Annotated in this window: 18 protein-coding genes; 15 read left to right on the forward strand and 3 right to left on the reverse strand. The window is 49.9% G+C overall.

Annotated elements, in window-relative coordinates:
- Positions 1–8: 8 nt before the first annotated feature.
- From B5D40_RS04505 to B5D40_RS04520, 5 genes are all read left to right on the forward strand, one after another.
- A complete protein-coding gene (locus B5D40_RS04505) occupies positions 9–722 on the forward strand; it encodes a response regulator transcription factor (RefSeq protein WP_073304822.1) in 714 nt (237 codons plus the stop codon).
- The gene (locus tag B5D40_RS04510; RefSeq protein ID WP_078775944.1) at positions 722–2,524 is read left to right on the forward strand and encodes a sensor histidine kinase; all 1,803 of its coding nucleotides are present in this window, start codon (positions 722–724) and stop codon (positions 2,522–2,524) included. The genes B5D40_RS04505 and B5D40_RS04510 overlap by 1 nt, the downstream gene beginning before the upstream one ends.
- Before the next feature lie 247 nt (positions 2,525–2,771).
- Complete coding sequence (locus tag B5D40_RS04515) at positions 2,772–4,121, forward strand: ATP-dependent 6-phosphofructokinase (protein ID WP_078775945.1); 1,350 nt, start codon at positions 2,772–2,774, stop codon at positions 4,119–4,121.
- Positions 4,122–4,165: 44 nt separating this feature from the next.
- The gene (locus B5D40_RS15560; RefSeq protein WP_158222186.1) at positions 4,166–4,309 is read left to right on the forward strand and encodes a hypothetical protein; all 144 of its coding nucleotides are present in this window, start codon (positions 4,166–4,168) and stop codon (positions 4,307–4,309) included.
- 11 nt (positions 4,310–4,320) lie between these two features.
- Complete coding sequence (locus B5D40_RS04520; RefSeq protein ID WP_078775946.1) at positions 4,321–5,067, forward strand: hypothetical protein; 747 nt, start codon at positions 4,321–4,323, stop codon at positions 5,065–5,067.
- Between the two features lie 104 nt (positions 5,068–5,171).
- Here the strand turns inward: B5D40_RS04520 and B5D40_RS04525 are convergent, their stop codons facing one another.
- The 3 genes from B5D40_RS04525 to B5D40_RS04535 form a co-directional block, all read right to left on the reverse strand.
- On the reverse strand, positions 5,172–6,449 hold the full coding sequence (locus B5D40_RS04525) for a Kelch repeat-containing protein (protein ID WP_078775947.1): 1,278 nt from the start codon (positions 6,447–6,449) through the stop codon (positions 5,172–5,174).
- A gap of 1 nt (position 6,450) precedes the next feature.
- Positions 6,451–6,762 (reverse strand): hypothetical protein, encoded by a 312-nt coding sequence (locus tag B5D40_RS04530; protein ID WP_143394512.1) that lies wholly within the window; start codon positions 6,760–6,762, stop codon positions 6,451–6,453.
- Positions 6,763–7,038: 276 nt separating this feature from the next.
- Positions 7,039–8,349: a replication-associated recombination protein A gene (locus tag B5D40_RS04535; RefSeq protein ID WP_078775949.1), complete on the reverse strand. Its 1,311-nt coding sequence runs from the start codon at positions 8,347–8,349 to the stop codon at positions 7,039–7,041.
- Positions 8,350–8,532: 183 nt separating this feature from the next.
- Between B5D40_RS04535 and B5D40_RS04540 the strand changes: the two genes are divergently transcribed.
- From B5D40_RS04540 to nuoK, 10 genes are read left to right on the forward strand one after another with little or no spacing between them, the layout of a single operon-like run.
- Positions 8,533–9,180, forward strand: a complete 648-nt coding sequence (locus B5D40_RS04540; RefSeq protein WP_369832920.1) for an NADH-quinone oxidoreductase subunit B — start codon at positions 8,533–8,535, stop codon at positions 9,178–9,180.
- Complete coding sequence (locus B5D40_RS04545; protein ID WP_073304804.1) at positions 9,180–9,833, forward strand: NADH-quinone oxidoreductase subunit C; 654 nt, start codon at positions 9,180–9,182, stop codon at positions 9,831–9,833. The genes B5D40_RS04540 and B5D40_RS04545 overlap by 1 nt, the downstream gene beginning before the upstream one ends.
- Positions 9,830–11,023 carry an NADH-quinone oxidoreductase subunit D gene (locus B5D40_RS04550; protein WP_078775951.1) on the forward strand — a complete coding sequence of 398 codons (1,194 nt, stop codon included), beginning with the start codon at positions 9,830–9,832 and terminating at the stop codon, positions 11,021–11,023. Before B5D40_RS04545 ends, B5D40_RS04550 begins: the two co-directional genes overlap by 4 nt.
- Entirely contained in the window at positions 11,020–12,111 is a 1,092-nt protein-coding gene (locus tag B5D40_RS04555; protein ID WP_078775952.1) for an NADH-quinone oxidoreductase subunit NuoE family protein, read from the forward strand. Before B5D40_RS04550 ends, B5D40_RS04555 begins: the two co-directional genes overlap by 4 nt.
- A 2-nt stretch (positions 12,112–12,113) precedes the next feature.
- A complete protein-coding gene (nuoF, locus tag B5D40_RS04560; protein WP_073304798.1) occupies positions 12,114–13,424 on the forward strand; it encodes an NADH-quinone oxidoreductase subunit NuoF in 1,311 nt (436 codons plus the stop codon).
- A gap of 22 nt (positions 13,425–13,446) precedes the next feature.
- Positions 13,447–15,033 (forward strand): NADH-quinone oxidoreductase subunit G, encoded by a 1,587-nt coding sequence (locus B5D40_RS04565; protein ID WP_233134325.1) that lies wholly within the window; start codon positions 13,447–13,449, stop codon positions 15,031–15,033.
- Positions 15,030–16,391: a complex I subunit 1/NuoH family protein gene (locus B5D40_RS04570; RefSeq protein ID WP_233134326.1), complete on the forward strand. Its 1,362-nt coding sequence runs from the start codon at positions 15,030–15,032 to the stop codon at positions 16,389–16,391. Before B5D40_RS04565 ends, B5D40_RS04570 begins: the two co-directional genes overlap by 4 nt.
- Positions 16,391–16,957, forward strand: coding sequence for a NuoI/complex I 23 kDa subunit family protein (locus B5D40_RS04575; RefSeq protein WP_233126510.1), 567 nt, complete (start codon positions 16,391–16,393; stop codon positions 16,955–16,957). Before B5D40_RS04570 ends, B5D40_RS04575 begins: the two co-directional genes overlap by 1 nt.
- Positions 16,957–17,502, forward strand: a complete 546-nt coding sequence (locus B5D40_RS04580) for an NADH-quinone oxidoreductase subunit J family protein (protein WP_073304794.1) — start codon at positions 16,957–16,959, stop codon at positions 17,500–17,502. The genes B5D40_RS04575 and B5D40_RS04580 overlap by 1 nt, the downstream gene beginning before the upstream one ends.
- Positions 17,502–17,810, forward strand: a complete 309-nt coding sequence (gene nuoK / locus B5D40_RS04585; protein WP_073304792.1) for an NADH-quinone oxidoreductase subunit NuoK — start codon at positions 17,502–17,504, stop codon at positions 17,808–17,810. The genes B5D40_RS04580 and nuoK overlap by 1 nt, the downstream gene beginning before the upstream one ends.
- Positions 17,811–17,816: the final 6 nt, after the last annotated feature.

Here is a 17,816-nt window from a genome sequence, read left to right on the forward strand (position 1 = left end):
GAGTTTTCATGGATAAAAAGAATTCAAATGTGACGATTCTCGTTATAGAAGACGAAATTGCGATTGCAGAAGGTCTTGTGGATCTTTTGGAATTTCAAGGCTATCGTGTAAAGCATGTCGCTGATGGCATTTCAGGTTTGGAAGAAGGTTTGAGCGGCAAATACGGGCTGATTCTTTTGGATTTGATGCTCCCCGGCATGGACGGCTTTACCGTTTGCGATAAAATCCGCGAAAAGGACAAGGATATTCCGATTATCATTCTTTCGGCAAAAAATACCGACAAAGATATTATCGACGGGCTCAAATACGGAGCGGACGATTATGTTCCAAAGCCTTTTGCTGTCCCCATGCTGCTGGCTCGTATTTCTGCGGTTTTACGCCGTGCGCGCCAGACTATGGAAGGCGATGGCAAATTGGTCGCGGGGAATCTCCGGGTGAATTTCCGGGAATACAGCGGTTTCCGCGGTTCCGAAAAATTGTCGTTCACGCGAAAGGAAATTGAAATTCTGGAATATCTGTGGAATAATCGGGATCGTGCGGTTCCCCGGGCGGAATTGCTGAATAAAGTCTGGGGCTACGAAAACGCAGAATCGGTTGATACTCGAACCGTGGATATCCACATTACAAAGCTTCGCAAAAAAATTGAAGACGACCCGTCGCATCCGTGCCTGCTGGTCACATTCCGCGGCGAAGGCTATCAACTCAGAGAAACACCGGACTGATGAATCGGCTCAAGCTGATTTTCATCTTCTTGTTTTTGGTGATAGCGATTCCGGTCGCTATCCTTTTAGTTAATTCCTATCAGCATTTTGAAACGGAATCCCAATACGCTTACAAGGAACAGGCGTATTTTATTTTGCAAATGCTGAATCAGCGTATTTACGATGATTTGGCTATCGAAGAGCAACGCTCGTATTCGGAATATCGTTTTATTCGGGCGGTTCCCATTATCGGCGGCGAGGAAGTCACCATTTCCAAGCTGGCGGAAATGCCCATTCGCAGTCATTATGGCGGCATGATCGGCTATTTTCAGCTGGATCCGGACGGTGGAATGCACACACCTGTTTTGCCGGATGGGATTCTGGAAAAAATCCCCGTGGAAGATCGGGCGAAACGGGAAATCGTGCGGGACAGCATCCAGAATGTGCTGAAGCAATTGGATTTGCACAATGAAGGTTTGCGGCGGACGCAGGTGCAGGCCAGCACCCAAGACAGTTTGGATCGCCTTTATGGAAAAAATCTGAAACTCGCCGTCAAATTGAATGATTCCAAAAAATTCCAGCGGCGTTACGAGCAAAGTTCCCAAACGGAAAGTTTTCTTTTTGATGTGGAATCGGCGAGAATTCTCCGCATTTCGGAAAACGGGCGGGAAGAAACCGAAGACGATTCTCTTCAGGTGCCCAATATCCTTGAAGTGGAAATCGATCCTTTCCAGGCGACTCTTAACGAGAATTACATCGTCTATTATCGTAACGTGTGGAGAAACAACGAACAGTTTATCCAAGGTTATGCCGTGCGAGTCCGTCCTTACTTGGAAAATCTGGTCATCAATGAATTGCAGTTCAATCCGGCGGAACAGGGCATTTCCTTGGAATTTGGCACCAAGCAAAAACCCTTTGTGACTTTTGGTAGCAAAGCCAATTCCCGAGGTGTCTTGCTGGAAATCCCGCTGCAATTCCCTTTGAACGAAATGCTGCTTTCCGTTTATTTGACGGATGCGGGTTCCAGTCACAGCTGTTTCTTTTTGATTTTAATCGGTCTGGTGATGTTCACTGTCTTGGCGGGGGGATTTATCGCCGTTTTCCGTTCGACGAGGAGCCAGCTTCAGCTTGCCAACAAGCGGCAGGATTTTGTTTCGGCGGTAAGTCATGAATTGAAAACGCCGCTGACAGCGATTCGGATGTATGCGGAATTGCTGCAAAATTCCTGGGTCGCCAATGAAACAAAACGCCAGAAATATTACGGCTTAATTGTGGGCGAAACGGAAAGGCTTTCCCGGTTGATTCAGAACGTGTTGAACCTTTCCAAATTGGAACGCGGAAACTGGAACGTGCAATTCACCCGGATCAATCCCAAGACGATTCTCGATACTTTTGTTTCGACCTACACGCAAAACGTGGAAAAGAACGGATTTGATTTGACGGTCACGAGCGATATTTGCAATATGCAGCTGACTTTGGATAAAGACGCCGTGATGCAAGTTCTGATGAATGTGGTGGACAATTCCCTCAAATTTGCGAGAAATTCTGCCTACAAGATGATTGCGCTGGAGTTGCGCGTTGCCGAAAACGATGTGTATTTTGTGGTTCGGGATTATGGACCCGGCATTCCGCCCAAGGAAATGGAGCACGTCTTTGACGAGTTTTATCGGGTGGGTAACGAAATGACGCGTACGACGTCGGGAACGGGAATCGGCCTTTCTATGGTCAAAAAGCTTTGCGATAAGACCAATATGAAGGTGGAAATTGAAAATGCGAATCCCGGATTGCGGACAAAACTGCACTTGCCGATGCTGGATATTTAAGACCGGCATTTAGACGTGAACGAACTTTATCGGCGAGCCTTTGAAGAGAATGCTTCGGCATTTCTGCGGCCAGAGAGAATGTTTTGTCTTCGGAATTGTAATTCTGTTTTTTGTTAATGAATGTCCGTTTATCTTGGCCGAAGACCTTTTAAGAATCAAAAAAATCCAGCAAACATTTTATCTCAAAATGGTTATACCTTTGTCGCCCATCTTTTTTTAAATTTCCAAGCAGAAAAGCGAGGCTCTTATGACAAAGGAAGACATTCTCGAAAACCCGGACAACTACGATCTTTCCATTGAAACCGTTGGCAAAGGCACTTTGGTTTCCCCGATGAAAGGACTGAAATTCGTTGACGACAGCAAACGCGTCAGTTTGGCAACGGATGTGGAGTCCTTGGAAAAATTTGTCCATTCGAGCAAAGGAATTCCTTCGCTGGAAGCGGCGGGACCTCGCGAAATGATTTATCATGACCCGTCTTGGACTCGGGCGGCGATTGTCACTTGTGGCGGGCTTTGCCCCGGTTTGAACAATGTGATTAAAAGCCTTGTTCGTGTTCTGTGGTTTGATTATGGCGTGCGCAATATCTTCGGCATTCCTTACGGATATCGCGGATTGAATCCGGATTATGGATACGCTCCCAAGATTTTGGATCCGGACATTGTCGATAATATCCAGGAAGACGGCGGCACGATTTTGGGCAGTTCCCGTGGCGAACAAAGTTCTGAAGTGATGGTGGATACGCTCATGCGCTTGAACATCAATATGCTTTTTTGCATTGGCGGGGACGGTACTCTTCGGGGAGCCCGTGATATCGCTAAAGAAGTCAAGCGCCGTCATCAGCCGATTTCGGTGATAGGCATTCCTAAAACCATTGACAACGATTTGAATTTGGTGGACCGGACGTTCGGCTTTGAAACCGCTGTTTTGGCCGCTTGTGCAGTCATCAATAGTGCGCATTGTGAAGCGAATGGTGCTTACAATGGGCTTGGACTTGTCAAGCTGATGGGAAGGGATTCGGGATTTATTGCTGCCGATGCCGCTTTGGCTACGACCGTTGTGAACTTTTGCCTGATTCCCGAAGTTCCTTTTAAATTAGAGGGTGAAGGCGGGCTGTTTAACGCTTTGGAAAATCGCTATGCCATCGGCAAAACGCACGCCGTTGTTGTCGTCGCCGAAGGTGCGGGACAGCATTTGTTCAAAGGTCTTCCGCAAAGAAAGGATGCTTCGGGAAATATCCTCAAATACGATATCGGCGACTATCTGGTGGAAAAAATCGATGAGCATTTCAAAAAAATCGGAATGGAAATCAACATCAAATATTTTGACCCAAGTTACACGGTCCGCAGTATTCCCGCCAAAGGAACCGATGCCATTTTTTGTCATCAGCTTGCAGAAAATGCCGTCCATGCGGGGATGGCTGGCAAAACGAATATGGTCGTGGGCAGCATGAATGGAAAATTTACGCATGTTCCTATCGACTTTGCTGTCAGCGAACGCCGTAAAATCAAGCCCGATAGCCCGCTTTGGCACGCCGTTCTCGGCTCTACTCGGCAATTGGATTACTTTAACGGAAAACAAAAACGTAAAAAGCAATAAATCGTAACAAACAAGCGGACAAAGATTTTTAATTTATAGCTACTATGCTCAAGAAAGAAGAAAAAGTCATCATCCGCACAGCTCTTATGGAGTATCGCAACCTTCTTTTTAAGGCATTCCATGGAACTGAAGAAGAAAAAAGCCGGATTGCTTCGGTGAACAAGCTTCTTCAGACTTGGAAAATCTAGCCGGGAAAGCGATGTTTCGCATTGTTGTTTGCCTTTTTTTGCTGGCGGGAATCGCTCTTGCCAACAAAGATTTGGAAACGGGAAATTATTGGTTTGATAACCGAGCGCAAAATTCCAAAAACGACCATGCGGATTCTTCCATTGTTGAAAAGATGATCAACGCTTATAAACGTGCGCTGAAAGATTCTTCGGTGCAAGAAAAAGCGGCAGAGCGTCTTTTGTATGCCTATTATTTTAAGGGCTGTTATGCGGTTTCGGATCACAAGACCCGTTTGAAGCTTTTTGCCGAATCCAAAAAATTCGGCGAAGAAATGTATGCGAAATACCCGAAAAACAAGGTTATCATTTCGCTTTATGCTCAAAATCTTTCGCTGTGGGCGAACGAATATGGAGCGTTTCAGGCGGTTAAAGAAGGCATTGCCAAAAAAGTGCGGGATCTTTCCACAGAAGCGGAAAACTGGCAGTTTTTGGGACGAGCGCATCAGTTGCTCCCTTACATTCCCATTCTTTTGAACTGGCCCGATAAAGATCTGGCAGATAAGTATTTAGTGATGGCGCATCAAAAAGAACCGGAGGACATCAATACGATGCTCTTTATTGCGGAATTGCGAACGGACCAAAAGCGTTATCAGGAAGCTTTGCAAATGGTCGAAGAAGCTTTAAAACGCGGAGTTCGCCCGACGTTTGTCGTCGAAGACAAGCGAACCCGCTGGAAATTGAAAAATCTTCGCCAGAAAATCAAAGAAAAGATGGAATAAGGCTGAAGTCGGAAGACCGCCCTAACTGCCGACAAGTCGCCCTTTCTTATTTTCACTAGCCCTTTGGTGGATAAGGTGGCGACAGAGCTTCCCCTTGTTAGACTTTATTCAATCGACGGATAGGATTCCTGATCCGAAATGGCTTCGTCCAAATCCTTCAACGGGAACTTCAAAAGGGCTTCCCAATTCGCCACATACAGGGTGTCACCGACGGCAACCATATCAAAAGAAGCGTCGCGAACAAGGCAACTTAGGTGGGAACACAAGTTGCCAAAAACCCATCGCCAGCCCTTTTCCTCATTTCCATAGGGTTCTCCATAGTCACCCATGTAAACATAAGGTGCCGCATTACTACCTGCAACAAACAAATGTTTTCCATCCGACGCCAAGGAAAAACGGTTAAACGGACCGCTCTTATAAACTCTATGCCCACGATAGGGGTCGGCAAAAGGGTCCGTCGTGTCAATAGTCTCGTCGTAGGTCTCAATGACGCTGTCTATAGGGTTCCACAAGTCCAATGCTTCGTCATATTCAAGGATGCTGGTAGAAGAATATTGACCTATAACATAGATTTTACCCTTATGCACTACGATGTCCATGACAATCTCTGTCGTATCATTTTCATCAAGCCATGTTGCCCAACTAGGGTATGGATATTTCGCCATCTTTTTCCAGCTGCCGTCATAGCGCCACATGCCACGGGCACCGCTAATCGTGTACAACTTGCCATTTAGCTCAACCCCCTTGTGGAACTGCATCGGGTTTTCCTTGGGCGAATCGTAGTTATACGTGATATCCACCCATCCGGTATCCGTCTGCATTTTCATCGCAAGCTTTATGGTTTCGTTGCGCTTATCGGTACGGTCCTCGAAGCCGGCAAGGCATACAACGGGGCGGCCTTGGTAAATGGCAATTCCATAGACGTTGTACAAACCGAGCGAATCAAATGGGTGCGCATATATCACGTCCCATGTACTGCGATCGAAATCGTACTTCAGAACCTTGCCGCTAAGCTGGGTCCCGGCATAAAGGCCGGTGGAGTCCCCGTACACGTAACGAATCCACTCGGAACTGACAAGTGCGTCCCAATGAGTCGATCCGATCTTCGAGGCGAACACCCTTGGGGTATTGGTGCCAGGCTCCAGGGAAGTATACTCGTTGCTGGACCAGTAATCGTCAACCAGAACAATCCTGTCGCCGACATGATAAATAGATTTCAGGCCTCCAAACGACTTGGATTCGTCTAGCACCGGGATGAAATCCCCCTTGCGCCAGCCAAAATCCGGATCGAATTCTTTCTCTCTGTAGGCCTGCGTTACCGAAGATTCGTCGAAACAGGCGAACAGAAGCAACGCCAAAAGGAAAATGCACAGATTCTTCATGTCAAATCCTCCATACATACTGGAGATTCAAGAGACTGGGCGCATCGTATGCCTTGCATTCTTCAACGGAAGGTGCTTTCCCGAAAATCACATTTCCTTCGGAAACAAGCAACGCAATTCCGCAGACGGTTTTGTCGAAGGGACTCCAGTCTGTCAAATGAAGCCCAACATTCTCACAAACATTGTAAGGCAAATAAGTCTCGTCATAAGGAACATTCCATTGAACTTCTTCTGTAATTTTTGAAGGATAATTATTAAAAGATTTTACGGCGTCATTATAATCCGTTTCTGCAAAAGCTGTTGCAGAAAACAATGCGAACAATAATCTTGCTTTTATAAAGCATTCTCGTTAAAAAATGAAAAGTTACTGTAAATTTTAATAAGTTATAAAATCGTTCCAGCTTTGTCGATGTTAAGTCGTTAAAAATGACGGTTGCTAACAAAAAAATGCTTCAAAATTCTTTCATAAAGTCGCAATTATGTGAGTGTGATTAACAGAGGCTTGGCGCATTTCAGATGCGCAAGAGCGACTACACTGAACATACTTGCGTAAGGAATGAGGCGGTCACTTTCACCTAGCCACTACCCACTAATAACTTTTTCTCTCCTCGCTCTTCGCTTTTTTGATGGCCTTTAATTCGGCGAGGCGGTCGGCGAGTTTTTTTTCTTTGCCGTATTCTGTCGGCGTATAAATTTCTGTGCCGACAAGTTCTTTGGGCAGATGTTCTTGTGCGGAATAGGCTCCTGGGCTGTCGTGATCGTATAAGTAGCCGTTGCCGTAACCCAGTTGCTTGCCGACTTGGGTGACCGAATTGCGGAACGCTCTTGGTACGGGCAAAGTTCCCGTCCGCTTGATAATCTGATCGGCGGTCATGCTGGCGACTTCTACGCTGTTGCTTTTGGGCGCAAGAGCCAAGTAGATGGCAACTTCATCCAGCCCGATGAGCCCTTCGGGAACCCCCAAAAAATCAAAAGCTTCCCGGGCGGCGGTAGCGAGTAAAATCGCATTGGGATCGGCGAGTCCCACGTCTTCCATCGCCATACGGATAAGACGGCGTAAAATAAATCGCGGGTCTTCGCCTCCTTGCAGCATCCGGTGCAGCCAATAAACGGCAGCGTCCGGGTCGCTTCCTCGAACGGACTTGTGAAGAGCCGAAATCAGGTTGTAATGTTCTTCGCTGGACTTGTCGTAACGGAGCGGTTTTTTATACTGGATTTCGTCCAGCATTTTTTCGTCGATGGTTTTGCGCCCGCCCAAATTTTTGGCGATCCATTCGATTTGGTTTAGCAGAAAACGCGCATCGCCATCGGCTTGGGCGACGAGTTTTGCTATGGATTCTTCGGAAATTTCAACGTCTTGAAGCCCGAGCCCGCGGGGGTGTTCCTTGAGAGCGAGAAGCGCCAATTGGGAAAGTTCCGTCGTCGAAAGCGGAGCGAATAGAATCAGCTGGCATCGGGAAAGGAGCGCTGAATTGACTTCAAACCCCGGATTTTCCGTCGTTGCGCCAATCAACGTAATCGTTCCGTCTTCGACCGCTTTGAGAAGGGCGTCCTGCTGGCTTTTATTGAAACGGTGGATTTCGTCGATAAATAGAATCGTCCTCAGGCCCATTTCCAAATTCGCTTTGGCTTCGGCGAGAACCGCCTTGACTTCTTTGACGCCGCATTCTACGGCGGAAAGGGAAACAAAGCGCTTTTGGGTGTGCATCCGGATGACGTTGGCCAAACTGGTTTTTCCACAGCCCGGAGGCCCCCAGAAAATCATGCTGGGTACGGAATCGCTTTCGACGCTTTGCCGAAGCATGCTCTTGTCTCCCAGAATTTTGTTCTGTCCTAAAAATTCGTCGAGGGAAGTCGGGCGTAAACGTTCCGCCAAGGGCTTTTCATTGGGATTGTTCATCGCGTGCAAATATAGCAACGATTTTGTGCAGTGCACAAGAAAGGAGGGGCTCTATTTTAACCGGAGAGGAAAAGGGAAATTTTGAACGTTTCTTTAAGCGAGGAATGCGGGGCGAACATTTTTGGCGTTTTCGTTTGCAAAAGCCGTTCAAATTGCTAATTTTGGAGCCGATATTTACGAGGTATCTCTATGGCAGTTGAAGCCCAAGAAGCCAATTTCTTTACAACGAAACTGGACTTCATCGTCAACTGGGGACGTAAAAACTCCCTGTGGCCTTTCCCTTATGGAACGGCATGTTGTGCGATTGAATTTATGAGTACGGAAACAAGCCCCTACGACCTTTCTCGGATAGGGTCCGAATACGTCCGCTTTACACCGCGCCAGTCCGATGTTCTGGCTGTTCAAGGAACGATTACTTACAAGCAGGCGCCGATTCTCAAACGTATTTACGAGCAGATGGCGGAACCGAAATGGGTCATTGCTATGGGAGCCTGCGCAACGTCCGGCGGCATTTACGATTGCTATTGCACGGTGCCCGGGATTGATAATATTATTCCTGTGGATGTTTATATCGGCGGTTGCCCCAGCCGTCCCGAGGCGTTCTTCGATGCTATGTTCGAAATCCAGAAAAAACTTTCGGACGAATCCTATATGCTGCAGCGCAAGGAACGTGTGAAGGAACAGTGGGAAGCTTTGCAGGCTAAAACGGCGCAGGCCAAAGCCGAACTGGCGGAATATTCGCACGAGAAAGTTCGGGAATGGAAAGAAAAGGCGGAAAACATCAAAGATTCCGCAATCCGCAAGGCTGAATTTTGGAAGGAGAATCCGTAATGGCAGTCTCTGAAGAAAATGTGAAGGAACCGGTTGTCGCGACAGCCGAAGCCCGCAAGTCCTTTGAAGAGCAGGCGCTTGCCCGCTTGGAAAATTTCGGAGGCGTTCGTTCCGAAAAAAATCCGTGGAGCTTGACGGTCGTCGTGAATAGCGCTCGGTTGCATGATGCGGTTCTCGCTGTCCGCGATGAACTCGGACTCGATATGCTGCTCGACATTGTCGGCATCGACTACTTGGGATTCAAAGACTACGCCGGACCACGGTTTGCGGTCGAATATGTTTTCAAAAGCGTCTATGACCCGGCCAAGCGTCTTATTTTGAAAGTCTTTGCTGAAGAAGCGGACTTGAAAATCCCGACTATTTCCGATCTTTATGAAATTGCGAATTGGCAGGAACGCGAAGTTTATGACCAGTATGGCGTGACTTTTGTCGGGCATCCGGACTTGCGCCGCTTGTTGAACCATGTTGAATTTGTTGGGCATCCGCTCCGCAAGGATTATCCGGCGCATCGCCGCCAGTGGCTTTCCACGAACGATTATCTGTATCCGGCACTGGAAAAGCGGCTGGAATCCAAAGGCTACAAGATTTTGGAACGTCCGGAAGAAATCCTGCCGAACGAAGTTGAATTTTTGCAAGGGAGCATCAAGAAATGAAAGTTCTCACTCCTGATGGCGAACAAAAGAACTTGATGGTGCTGAATATCGGCCCGTCGCATGGTGCCACGCATGGCTGCCTTCGCTACATTACGGCTTTGGACGGCGAAAACATCGTCGCTTCCGTGGGCGAAATCGGCTACTTGCACCGCGGATTTGAAAAAATGGCGGAACGGGGAAATTGGCAGCAGGTTTTGCCGCTCACGGACCGCCTCGACTATTGCTCGGCGATGATGAACAACTTTGCCTATTGCCGCGCAGCCGAACAAATGCTCGGTATCGAAATCCCCGAACGCGCCAAAGTGCTGCGGGTGATTGTCAATGAACTTTCCCGTATTGCGGACCACTTTATTTGCGTTGCCGCCGCTGCGCAGGACCTGGGTTCGACGACAGGTTTCTTTTACCTGTTCGACTCCCGGGAAATGACGATGCGCATTTGGGAAAAATTGACCGGTGCTCGCTTGACGAACAGCTATGGGCGAATCGGCGGGCTTTATCGCGACACTTACGAAGGCTTTGAAGAAGACGTTCTTCGCGTGTGCAAACAGGTCGAAAAGAACTTGCACGATGTGCACGCTTGCTTTGACAGAAACCGCATTTTCTTGGACAGAACGGTCGATGTGGGAAACATCAGCCCGGAAAAGGCAATTCAGTTTGGCTGGACCGGACCTTGTCTGCGGGCGACCGGAGTCGCTAGCGACTTGCGCAAAGACGAACCGTATTGGGATTACGAAACCTACGACTGGAACGTGGTGACGGGAACTCACGGCGATGTTTATGACCGCCTGATGGTGCGCCTCGCCGAAGCGGAAGAATCCGTGAAAATCATCCGGCAAGCGTTGAAGCGCTTGGCTCCGGGCCCTGTGAGCGTCGAAGACCCGCGCATCCGCATTCCTTCGCATGAACGCATCTATCAAGAAATGGAAGCGTTGGCGGGGCACTTTAAAAGCGTCCTCGAAGGCATTCGCATTCCAGCCGGGGAATACTATTCCGGCTCCGAAACCGCGAACGGAGAACTCGGCTTTACCCTGATTTCCGATGGCTCCGGTCATCCCTGGCGTGTAAAAGTCCGTCCGCCCTGCCTGACGCAGTTTGCGGCCTTCCATGAACTGGTCGAAGGAAATCTGATTGCGGACTCCATTGCCTGTCTTTCGAGTATCAATATCATTGCGGGAGAATTGGACAGATGAGTATTATTAAAGGCGCCATTCAAGATGTGGCGAACAATACGCTTGCCTATACGCATGGAGCGAATCCGGTCGAAACGCTTCCGTCTCCGGCAGAGCAATTTGGACATGCTAATCCGATTCAAAAGCAGCCGACTTGGGCAGAAATCGCCCCCAAGCTTGAAACGGCGGCGATCAAAGCCCGTGTTGCCGATATGCTTTCCCGCTATCCTGTGAAGCAGGGGGCGCTTCTTGAAGTCCTGTGGATTGCTCAAGACGCTATTGGATGGCTTCCGCACGAAGCGATTCGTTGGGCTGCCGATGTCTGTGCCTGTTCTCCGGCGCACGCCTACGGCGTTTCGACTTTCTACACGATGTACAAGCACGTTCCGACGGGAAGATTTCTTTTGCAATTCTGCCACAACGTGAGCTGCCATTTGCGCGGGGCGGAAAGCATGCTGGAATACGCCCGCAAGTCGCTGAACTTGAAACCGGGCGAAACGACTCCGGACGGTCTTTTCACCATTGTGGAAGTGGAATGCCTTGCCGCTTGCGGAAACGCTCCTGCGATGCTGGTGAACGACGACTACGCGACCGATGTGGAAAACGGTGAACTGGTGATGAAGCCCGGCGTTTGCTTGACCCCGGAACGTTTTGATAAAATTTTGCAGTGGTGCTACGCTCGTGAAGAAAAATTCCCGAATGCGGAACCTCCTCGGGAAGTTCTTGGCGGCGTGGTGAAAGGACACGGCGGACATCCGGGTGCTCCCGGGGCGACGGCAAAGCCGCAAAATCCGACGTATGCTCCTCCGGCTCCGGTTTTGAATGTCGTCGCTCTTGTCGATGAAAACGGCGCGACCCTTACCTGGAAAAGTGCTCCGGAATGTACAGAGCTTTCTGTGGAAAAAAATATGAACGGTTCCTGGACGGAAGTCGGCAAACCCGGCGTTAAAGACAAGACGTTTGTAGATGCTTCGGGCAAAGTCGGTGACGAATATCGGATGATTGCGACGAGCGGAACCCGTACGGCGAAGCCTTCTCCAGTTTCTAAAGCCAAGGCGGCTCCGCTTCCCGAAGATTCCGCAGCACCAGTAACGGCAAAGAAGGTCTGATTATGCAAGAGTCGATGAAAGTTTGTACGGGAAATTTTGGAAAGAACGCCCAGAGCATCGATGCCTACAAGAAGCTCGGCGGCTACTCTACGATTTCCGAGCATCTTTTTGAAATGTCCCAGTTTGAAGTGATTGACCGCGTGCAGCGTTCTGGACTTCGCGGGCGTGGCGGTGCGGGATTTCCCACGGGAATGAAGTGGAGCTTTGTTCCCCGCAATACGGGCAAGCCCGTCTATATTGTGGTGAATGCCGATGAAGGCGAAGGCGGAACGTTCAAAGATCACTTTTTGCTTTTGGAAGATCCGCATCGTTTGATCGAAGGCCTGATTATCGCTGGATGGGCGCTGGGGGCCCGCAGTGCCTACATTTATGCTCGCGGCGAATTTCTGCCGTGCATCGAAAGCGTGAACAAGGCTTTGAACGAAGCGTATGCAGCAGGTTATCTGGGTGAAAACATCCTGGGAACCCAATTCAGCTTTGACATTTTCGTCCATCGTGGCGCCGGCGCTTACATTTGCGGTGAAGAAACGGCTCTCATCAATTCGCTGGAAGGCCAAAAGGGACAGCCCCGTTTGAAGCCGCCTTTCCCGGCGGTCGCTGGCGCATGGGCATCGCCGACCTGTGTGAACAACGTCGAAACGATTATGTCGTTGCCTTGGATTTTTTCGCATCCAGTCGAAGAATACACCAAAATGGGAACTCCCAGAGCTCACGGCACAAAAGTCTTTTGCGTCTCGGGCGACGTCAAGCGTCCGGGAATCTACGAAGCTCCTTTGGGAACTCCGCTCATGGAAATGCTCGAAAGCGAGGAATACTGCCAGGGCGTCATCGGAAAACTGAAAGGCGTCATTCCGGGCGGCTCTTCTTGTCCGCCGCTTCTTCCCGAAGAATGCGAGCACGCTACTTTGGACTATGAGTGCATGGCTTCGCTGAAAACCATGTTCGGTTCTGGCGCCATCATCGTCTTTAACGATTCGCACAATGCGGTCGATATTTTGGACGTTCTCGGGCATTTCTACTCGCACGAATCCTGCGGACAATGCACTCCCTGCCGCGAAGGAACGGGATTTGCCAAGCGCGTTCTGGACGCCATTGTCAAGGGCGAAGGTCACGACGGCGACATCGAGCTGTTGCAAAGCATTTCCGCGGGTTTTGGCGGAACGACGATTTGCCCGCTCTCCATTTCCTTGGGCGGTCCGCTGAACGTGTACACGAGAAAATATCGTGCCGACTTTGAAGAATACATCGCAAAAAATCCGAAACATGCGGAACCTCGTTTAAGATCAACCGTTCGTTTGGGAGCATACTGGTAATATTATGAGCAATCATTACAACATGCCTCACCTTCCGACTGCCGACAGTCCCCGAGTTACTATCGAGGTTGACGGCAAAAATGTGGAAGTGCCTGGCGATACGAACCTGCTCGAAGCGTTGAAAGCTGTGGGCATCGAAACTCCGCACATCTGCTACCATCCGTATCTTCCGGTTTCCGGCAATTGCCGCCAGTGTCTGGTCGAAACGGAAGGCCCGCGTGGAAAAATGCTGATTATTTCCTGCTTCACCCCGGTGAAAGAAGGAATGAAGGTGTTTACTCCGCGCTCCAGCGAACGGGTAAAAAGCGCTCGCTCCGCGGTTTCCGAATTTATGCTGTTGAACCATCCGCTCGACTGTCCGATTTGCGACAAGGCCGGCGAATGCTCTTTGCAGGAAAATTATGTCGAAGCGGGCAAGGCTTCGGGGCATCTTTATCCGGAGATCGGCAAAAATTATCACGGCAATCCCGATCACCAATTCTACGATACCAAAGGTCAGCTTCGCGGTGGCAAGCGCATCGATCTTGGCCCACGGATTTCTTTGGATGAAGAACGCTGTGTGCAATGTGACCGTTGCGTCCGCTTTATGCGCGACGTGTGTCACGACGAGCAGTTGCAACTGGCTGCCCGAGCGGATAAAACCTACATCACGACTTTCCCCGGAAGCAAGCTGGATCACGAATACGATTTGTGCGTTTCCGACATTTGTCCGACGGGTGCTTTGACGGCCAAGTATTTCCGTTTTCAGCAGCGGACTTGGATGCTCAAGCGCACGGCGAGCGTTTCCATGGACGATTCCTTGGGCGCGAACATCTGGATTGACCACAATGAAGGATTTATCTGGCGAGTGATGCCTCGTTGCAATCCTCAGGTGAATCGAACTTGGATTTCGAACACGAGCCGTTTGGCTTTTCAGGAATTTTCCAAAAATCGTCTTCCTGTCGGGAATCTGGATTCTGTCCAGGCGGCCTTGAATGGCGATGGAAAAATCGCGTTTGTTCTCGGCGGCGCAGCGACGAATGAAGATGCCGCTGCCCTTAAGACTCTTGTCCATAAGCTCGGCGATCGCGCGGAAGTATTCGTCGGCACGTTTGAACCGGTAAAATCTCCCGACGGCATTTCCAAAAGCGGGGATCCGTTGGCGAATCGCGCTGGCTTTGCGCTTTTCGGCTTTACGCAGACCGCAGAGGATCTGGCGCGTCGTGCGTCCGAATTTAAAACGCTGGTTTCGCTTTCCGCCGACTTGTGGGGAAGCGACGCTCAAAAGGCAAGCGCTTTGGAAACGATTCCGACCCGCATTGCTATTTCGGCAAAAAATGACGAGACCGCAAAAAAATCGTCTATCGTCTATGGCGTCAATCATTGGTCCGAAGTGAACGGCACGATGGTGAACGTGCATTCCATTTTGCAAAAACTGAATGCGGCCCCTACGGCTCCTAGCGCGGACTTGCTTCCGCTTTATCAGGTGCTTTTCGCCCTTGCCGGTGAAAACGTGGAAAGTGCCGCGGTAGCTTACCAGAAAGCGGGCGAGTTTGCTCCGGTTCTTGCCAAATTCTCTTTTGATGCGATCCATAGCACGGGCGAATTGCTCGATGGAGTTGCCGTATGATGGAAATTATTGATTCCAAAACCTGGATTGAATGGCTCCTGACTTTGGCGAAGCTTTGCCTCGCCTTTGTTCCCGTGCTTTTCATTCTGCTTCTTATTCCGATGGAACGCCGTGGCGCCGGATTCATTCAGGACCGTCAAGGCCCGAACCGTTCCTACGTCAAGCTTCCGTTCTTTGGGAAAGTCCGGTTTTTCGGCTGGGTGCAAAACGCCTGCGACGGTCTGAAGCTGTTTTTCAAGGAACAATACGCTCCGGCGAATGTGAACAAAGTCCTGTTCGCGCTCGCTCCGGCGATTCCTTTTGGGCTCACTCTCCTGACGCCTTGCGTTCTTCCGTATTTCGCTTCATTGAATTTCACTTTCGGTGATACGGTTGTGCATATTCCCGCGGCGAATATCGATACGGATGTCGGCATTCTTCTGATGTTCGGGCTTTCTTCGCTTTCCGTTTTTGGAACGGTGCTTTCGGGTTGGGCTTCCAAATCCAAATTCCCGTTCCTCGGCGCATTGCGCGCGACGGCGACGAGTATTAGCTACGAAGTCTGCTTGGGAATTTCGATGATGGGCATGGTGCTTCTCGCTGGAACCTTTAGCGTCGAAGGCATTGTCGGTTGGCAGGAACAGCACGCTTGGGGCATTTTCGTTCAGCCGGTCGCATTCTTCTGCTTCCTTCTTGCGGCCATCGCCGAAACGGGACGTCCTCCGTTTGACGTTTCGGAAGGCGACCCGGAACTGGTTGCCGGTTATCACACGGAATACGGCGCCATGCAATTCGGTATGTTCTACATGGGCGAATACGGCCACGTCGGAATCAACAGTATTTTGATGGCGACGCTCTTTTTGGGCGGCTACTCGATTCCGTTCATGACGACCGCCGATATTCAGGCGAATTTGGGAACGGTTTTGGCGGTTCTCTTTGGCATTTGCGCATTCCTTGCTCTGGCGTTCCTGCACATGGTTTATCGCTGGCTGCGAGCGTTCAACAAGGGACAGGCTTCCAACAAAGCGGAAATCAACCGCGAGTATCTGCTTTACAAGACCATCGCTTGGATTGCGGTTCCCGTGTTCATTGCCTTGGCAATCGTTTCCGGTCTCTTTATCCATCCGGAAGCGACGATGGTGAACGGCCTTCCGATTTATGGAATCGGCACCGCTTTAGGTACGGCGGCTTTGCAGTTCCTAGTTTTGATGATTAAAACCGTATTCTTCTGCTGGGTTTGGATTTGGGTGCGCTGGACGCTTCCGCGCTTCCGCTATGACCAGATTATGCATCTCGGCTGGAAGATTCTTTTGAACATCGCACTTTTGAACTTGGTCGTGACGGCGATAATCGCCAAACTCGTCATGGGAGGCAACTAATGGTTCGCGTCGTAAAGCACAAGTCGATGAACTGGATCGAACGCTTGTATATATTCGAAGCGTTCCGAGGCCTTTACACCACCATCAAGCATTTTCTTCGCGGCTTTTTCCGCTATGAAACGCTGCCGACTACGGGTTATCCGGAAGTAAAGCCTTACATTCCGAGGGATTACCGCGCAAAGCACCGTATGATGCTTCGTCCCGATGGAACGCCGCGCTGCGTGGCGTGCTTTATGTGCGCAACGGCTTGCCCTGCGCACTGCATTTTCATTGAAGCGGCGCAATCCGAAGACGGACGCATTGAAAAGCGCGTCGCCCGTTTTGATATAGACCATTCCGTTTGCATTTTCTGCGGTCTTTGCGTAGAAGCTTGCCCGCTGGATGCGCTTCGGATGGATACTTGTGAAACAAGCTTTGTGCACCGCAAGCGTGAAGATTTTATCGTCTCGCTCTACGATTTGACCAACTGGGACCCCAAGGATTATCCGGATGACCCTCAAAGTCAGGTCGCTCCCGGCGGTACAAAAAACAAGCAGGCACTTGCTGCTTGGGGAGAAGTCCAATAATGCTAGCTCTCGTTTATTTCATTCTTTTATCCGTCATCGCGGTCGGCTGTTCCATTTGCATTTTGCTGAATCGGCATCCGCTCTACGCTTCTATTGCCATGGTGACGACGATGCTTTCGCTCGCGGGCATTTATGGTTTGCTCGGAAGTCCTTTCGTCGGCGTCGTCCAGGTGATGGTCTATGCCGGAGCCATCATGACGCTCCTCATGTTCATCATTTTTGTGCTGAACGGTTCTCGGGACAACCGCACGAAACGCTTTGACAAGACGTCGCTTTTTGTTCTAGTTTCGGTGATTGCAATGGCGCTTCTTGCAGCGGTTGCTCTTTGCCGCTCCGCTTTCGACTTTGATGCCGGCGCGGTCAGGGGATCTGTCGATGTGACGGCGAAAACCCTTTTCGATATGAATGCCAGCGGGCAAGGCTACTATCTGATATTCCTTTCCATTGGGCTGGTTCTTCTTTCGGCAATGGCTACAGCCGTTATACTCGCCCGCAAGCGCATCGCTTCGGATCCGGAAACGGCAAAGTCTGAGGAGGTTCACTAATGCAAGCGATTTATGTGCAAATCCTGGCACTCATTCTCCTGTCGCTCGGTATCGCAACGGCCTTGTGCCGTCGAAACGTGTTCTTTGTTCTTATGGGCGTTGAACTCGCTCTGAATGCAGTGAACTTGAGCATCATCGGATTTTCTAAAACGCTCCCCGGCGTTGAAAGCGTCGTGGGGCAGATTGTTCCGCTGTTCACCATCGCCGTCGCTGCTGCGGAAGCTTGCGTCGGTCTGGCGATTGTCATCCTGATTTTTAGAAACCAGGACAGCGTGGACATTGACAATTATTCCAATATGAGGGGGTAATAAAAT

Source organism: Fibrobacter intestinalis (assembly GCF_900167415.1).
Lineage (GTDB): Bacteria > Fibrobacterota > Fibrobacteria > Fibrobacterales > Fibrobacteraceae > Hallerella > Hallerella intestinalis.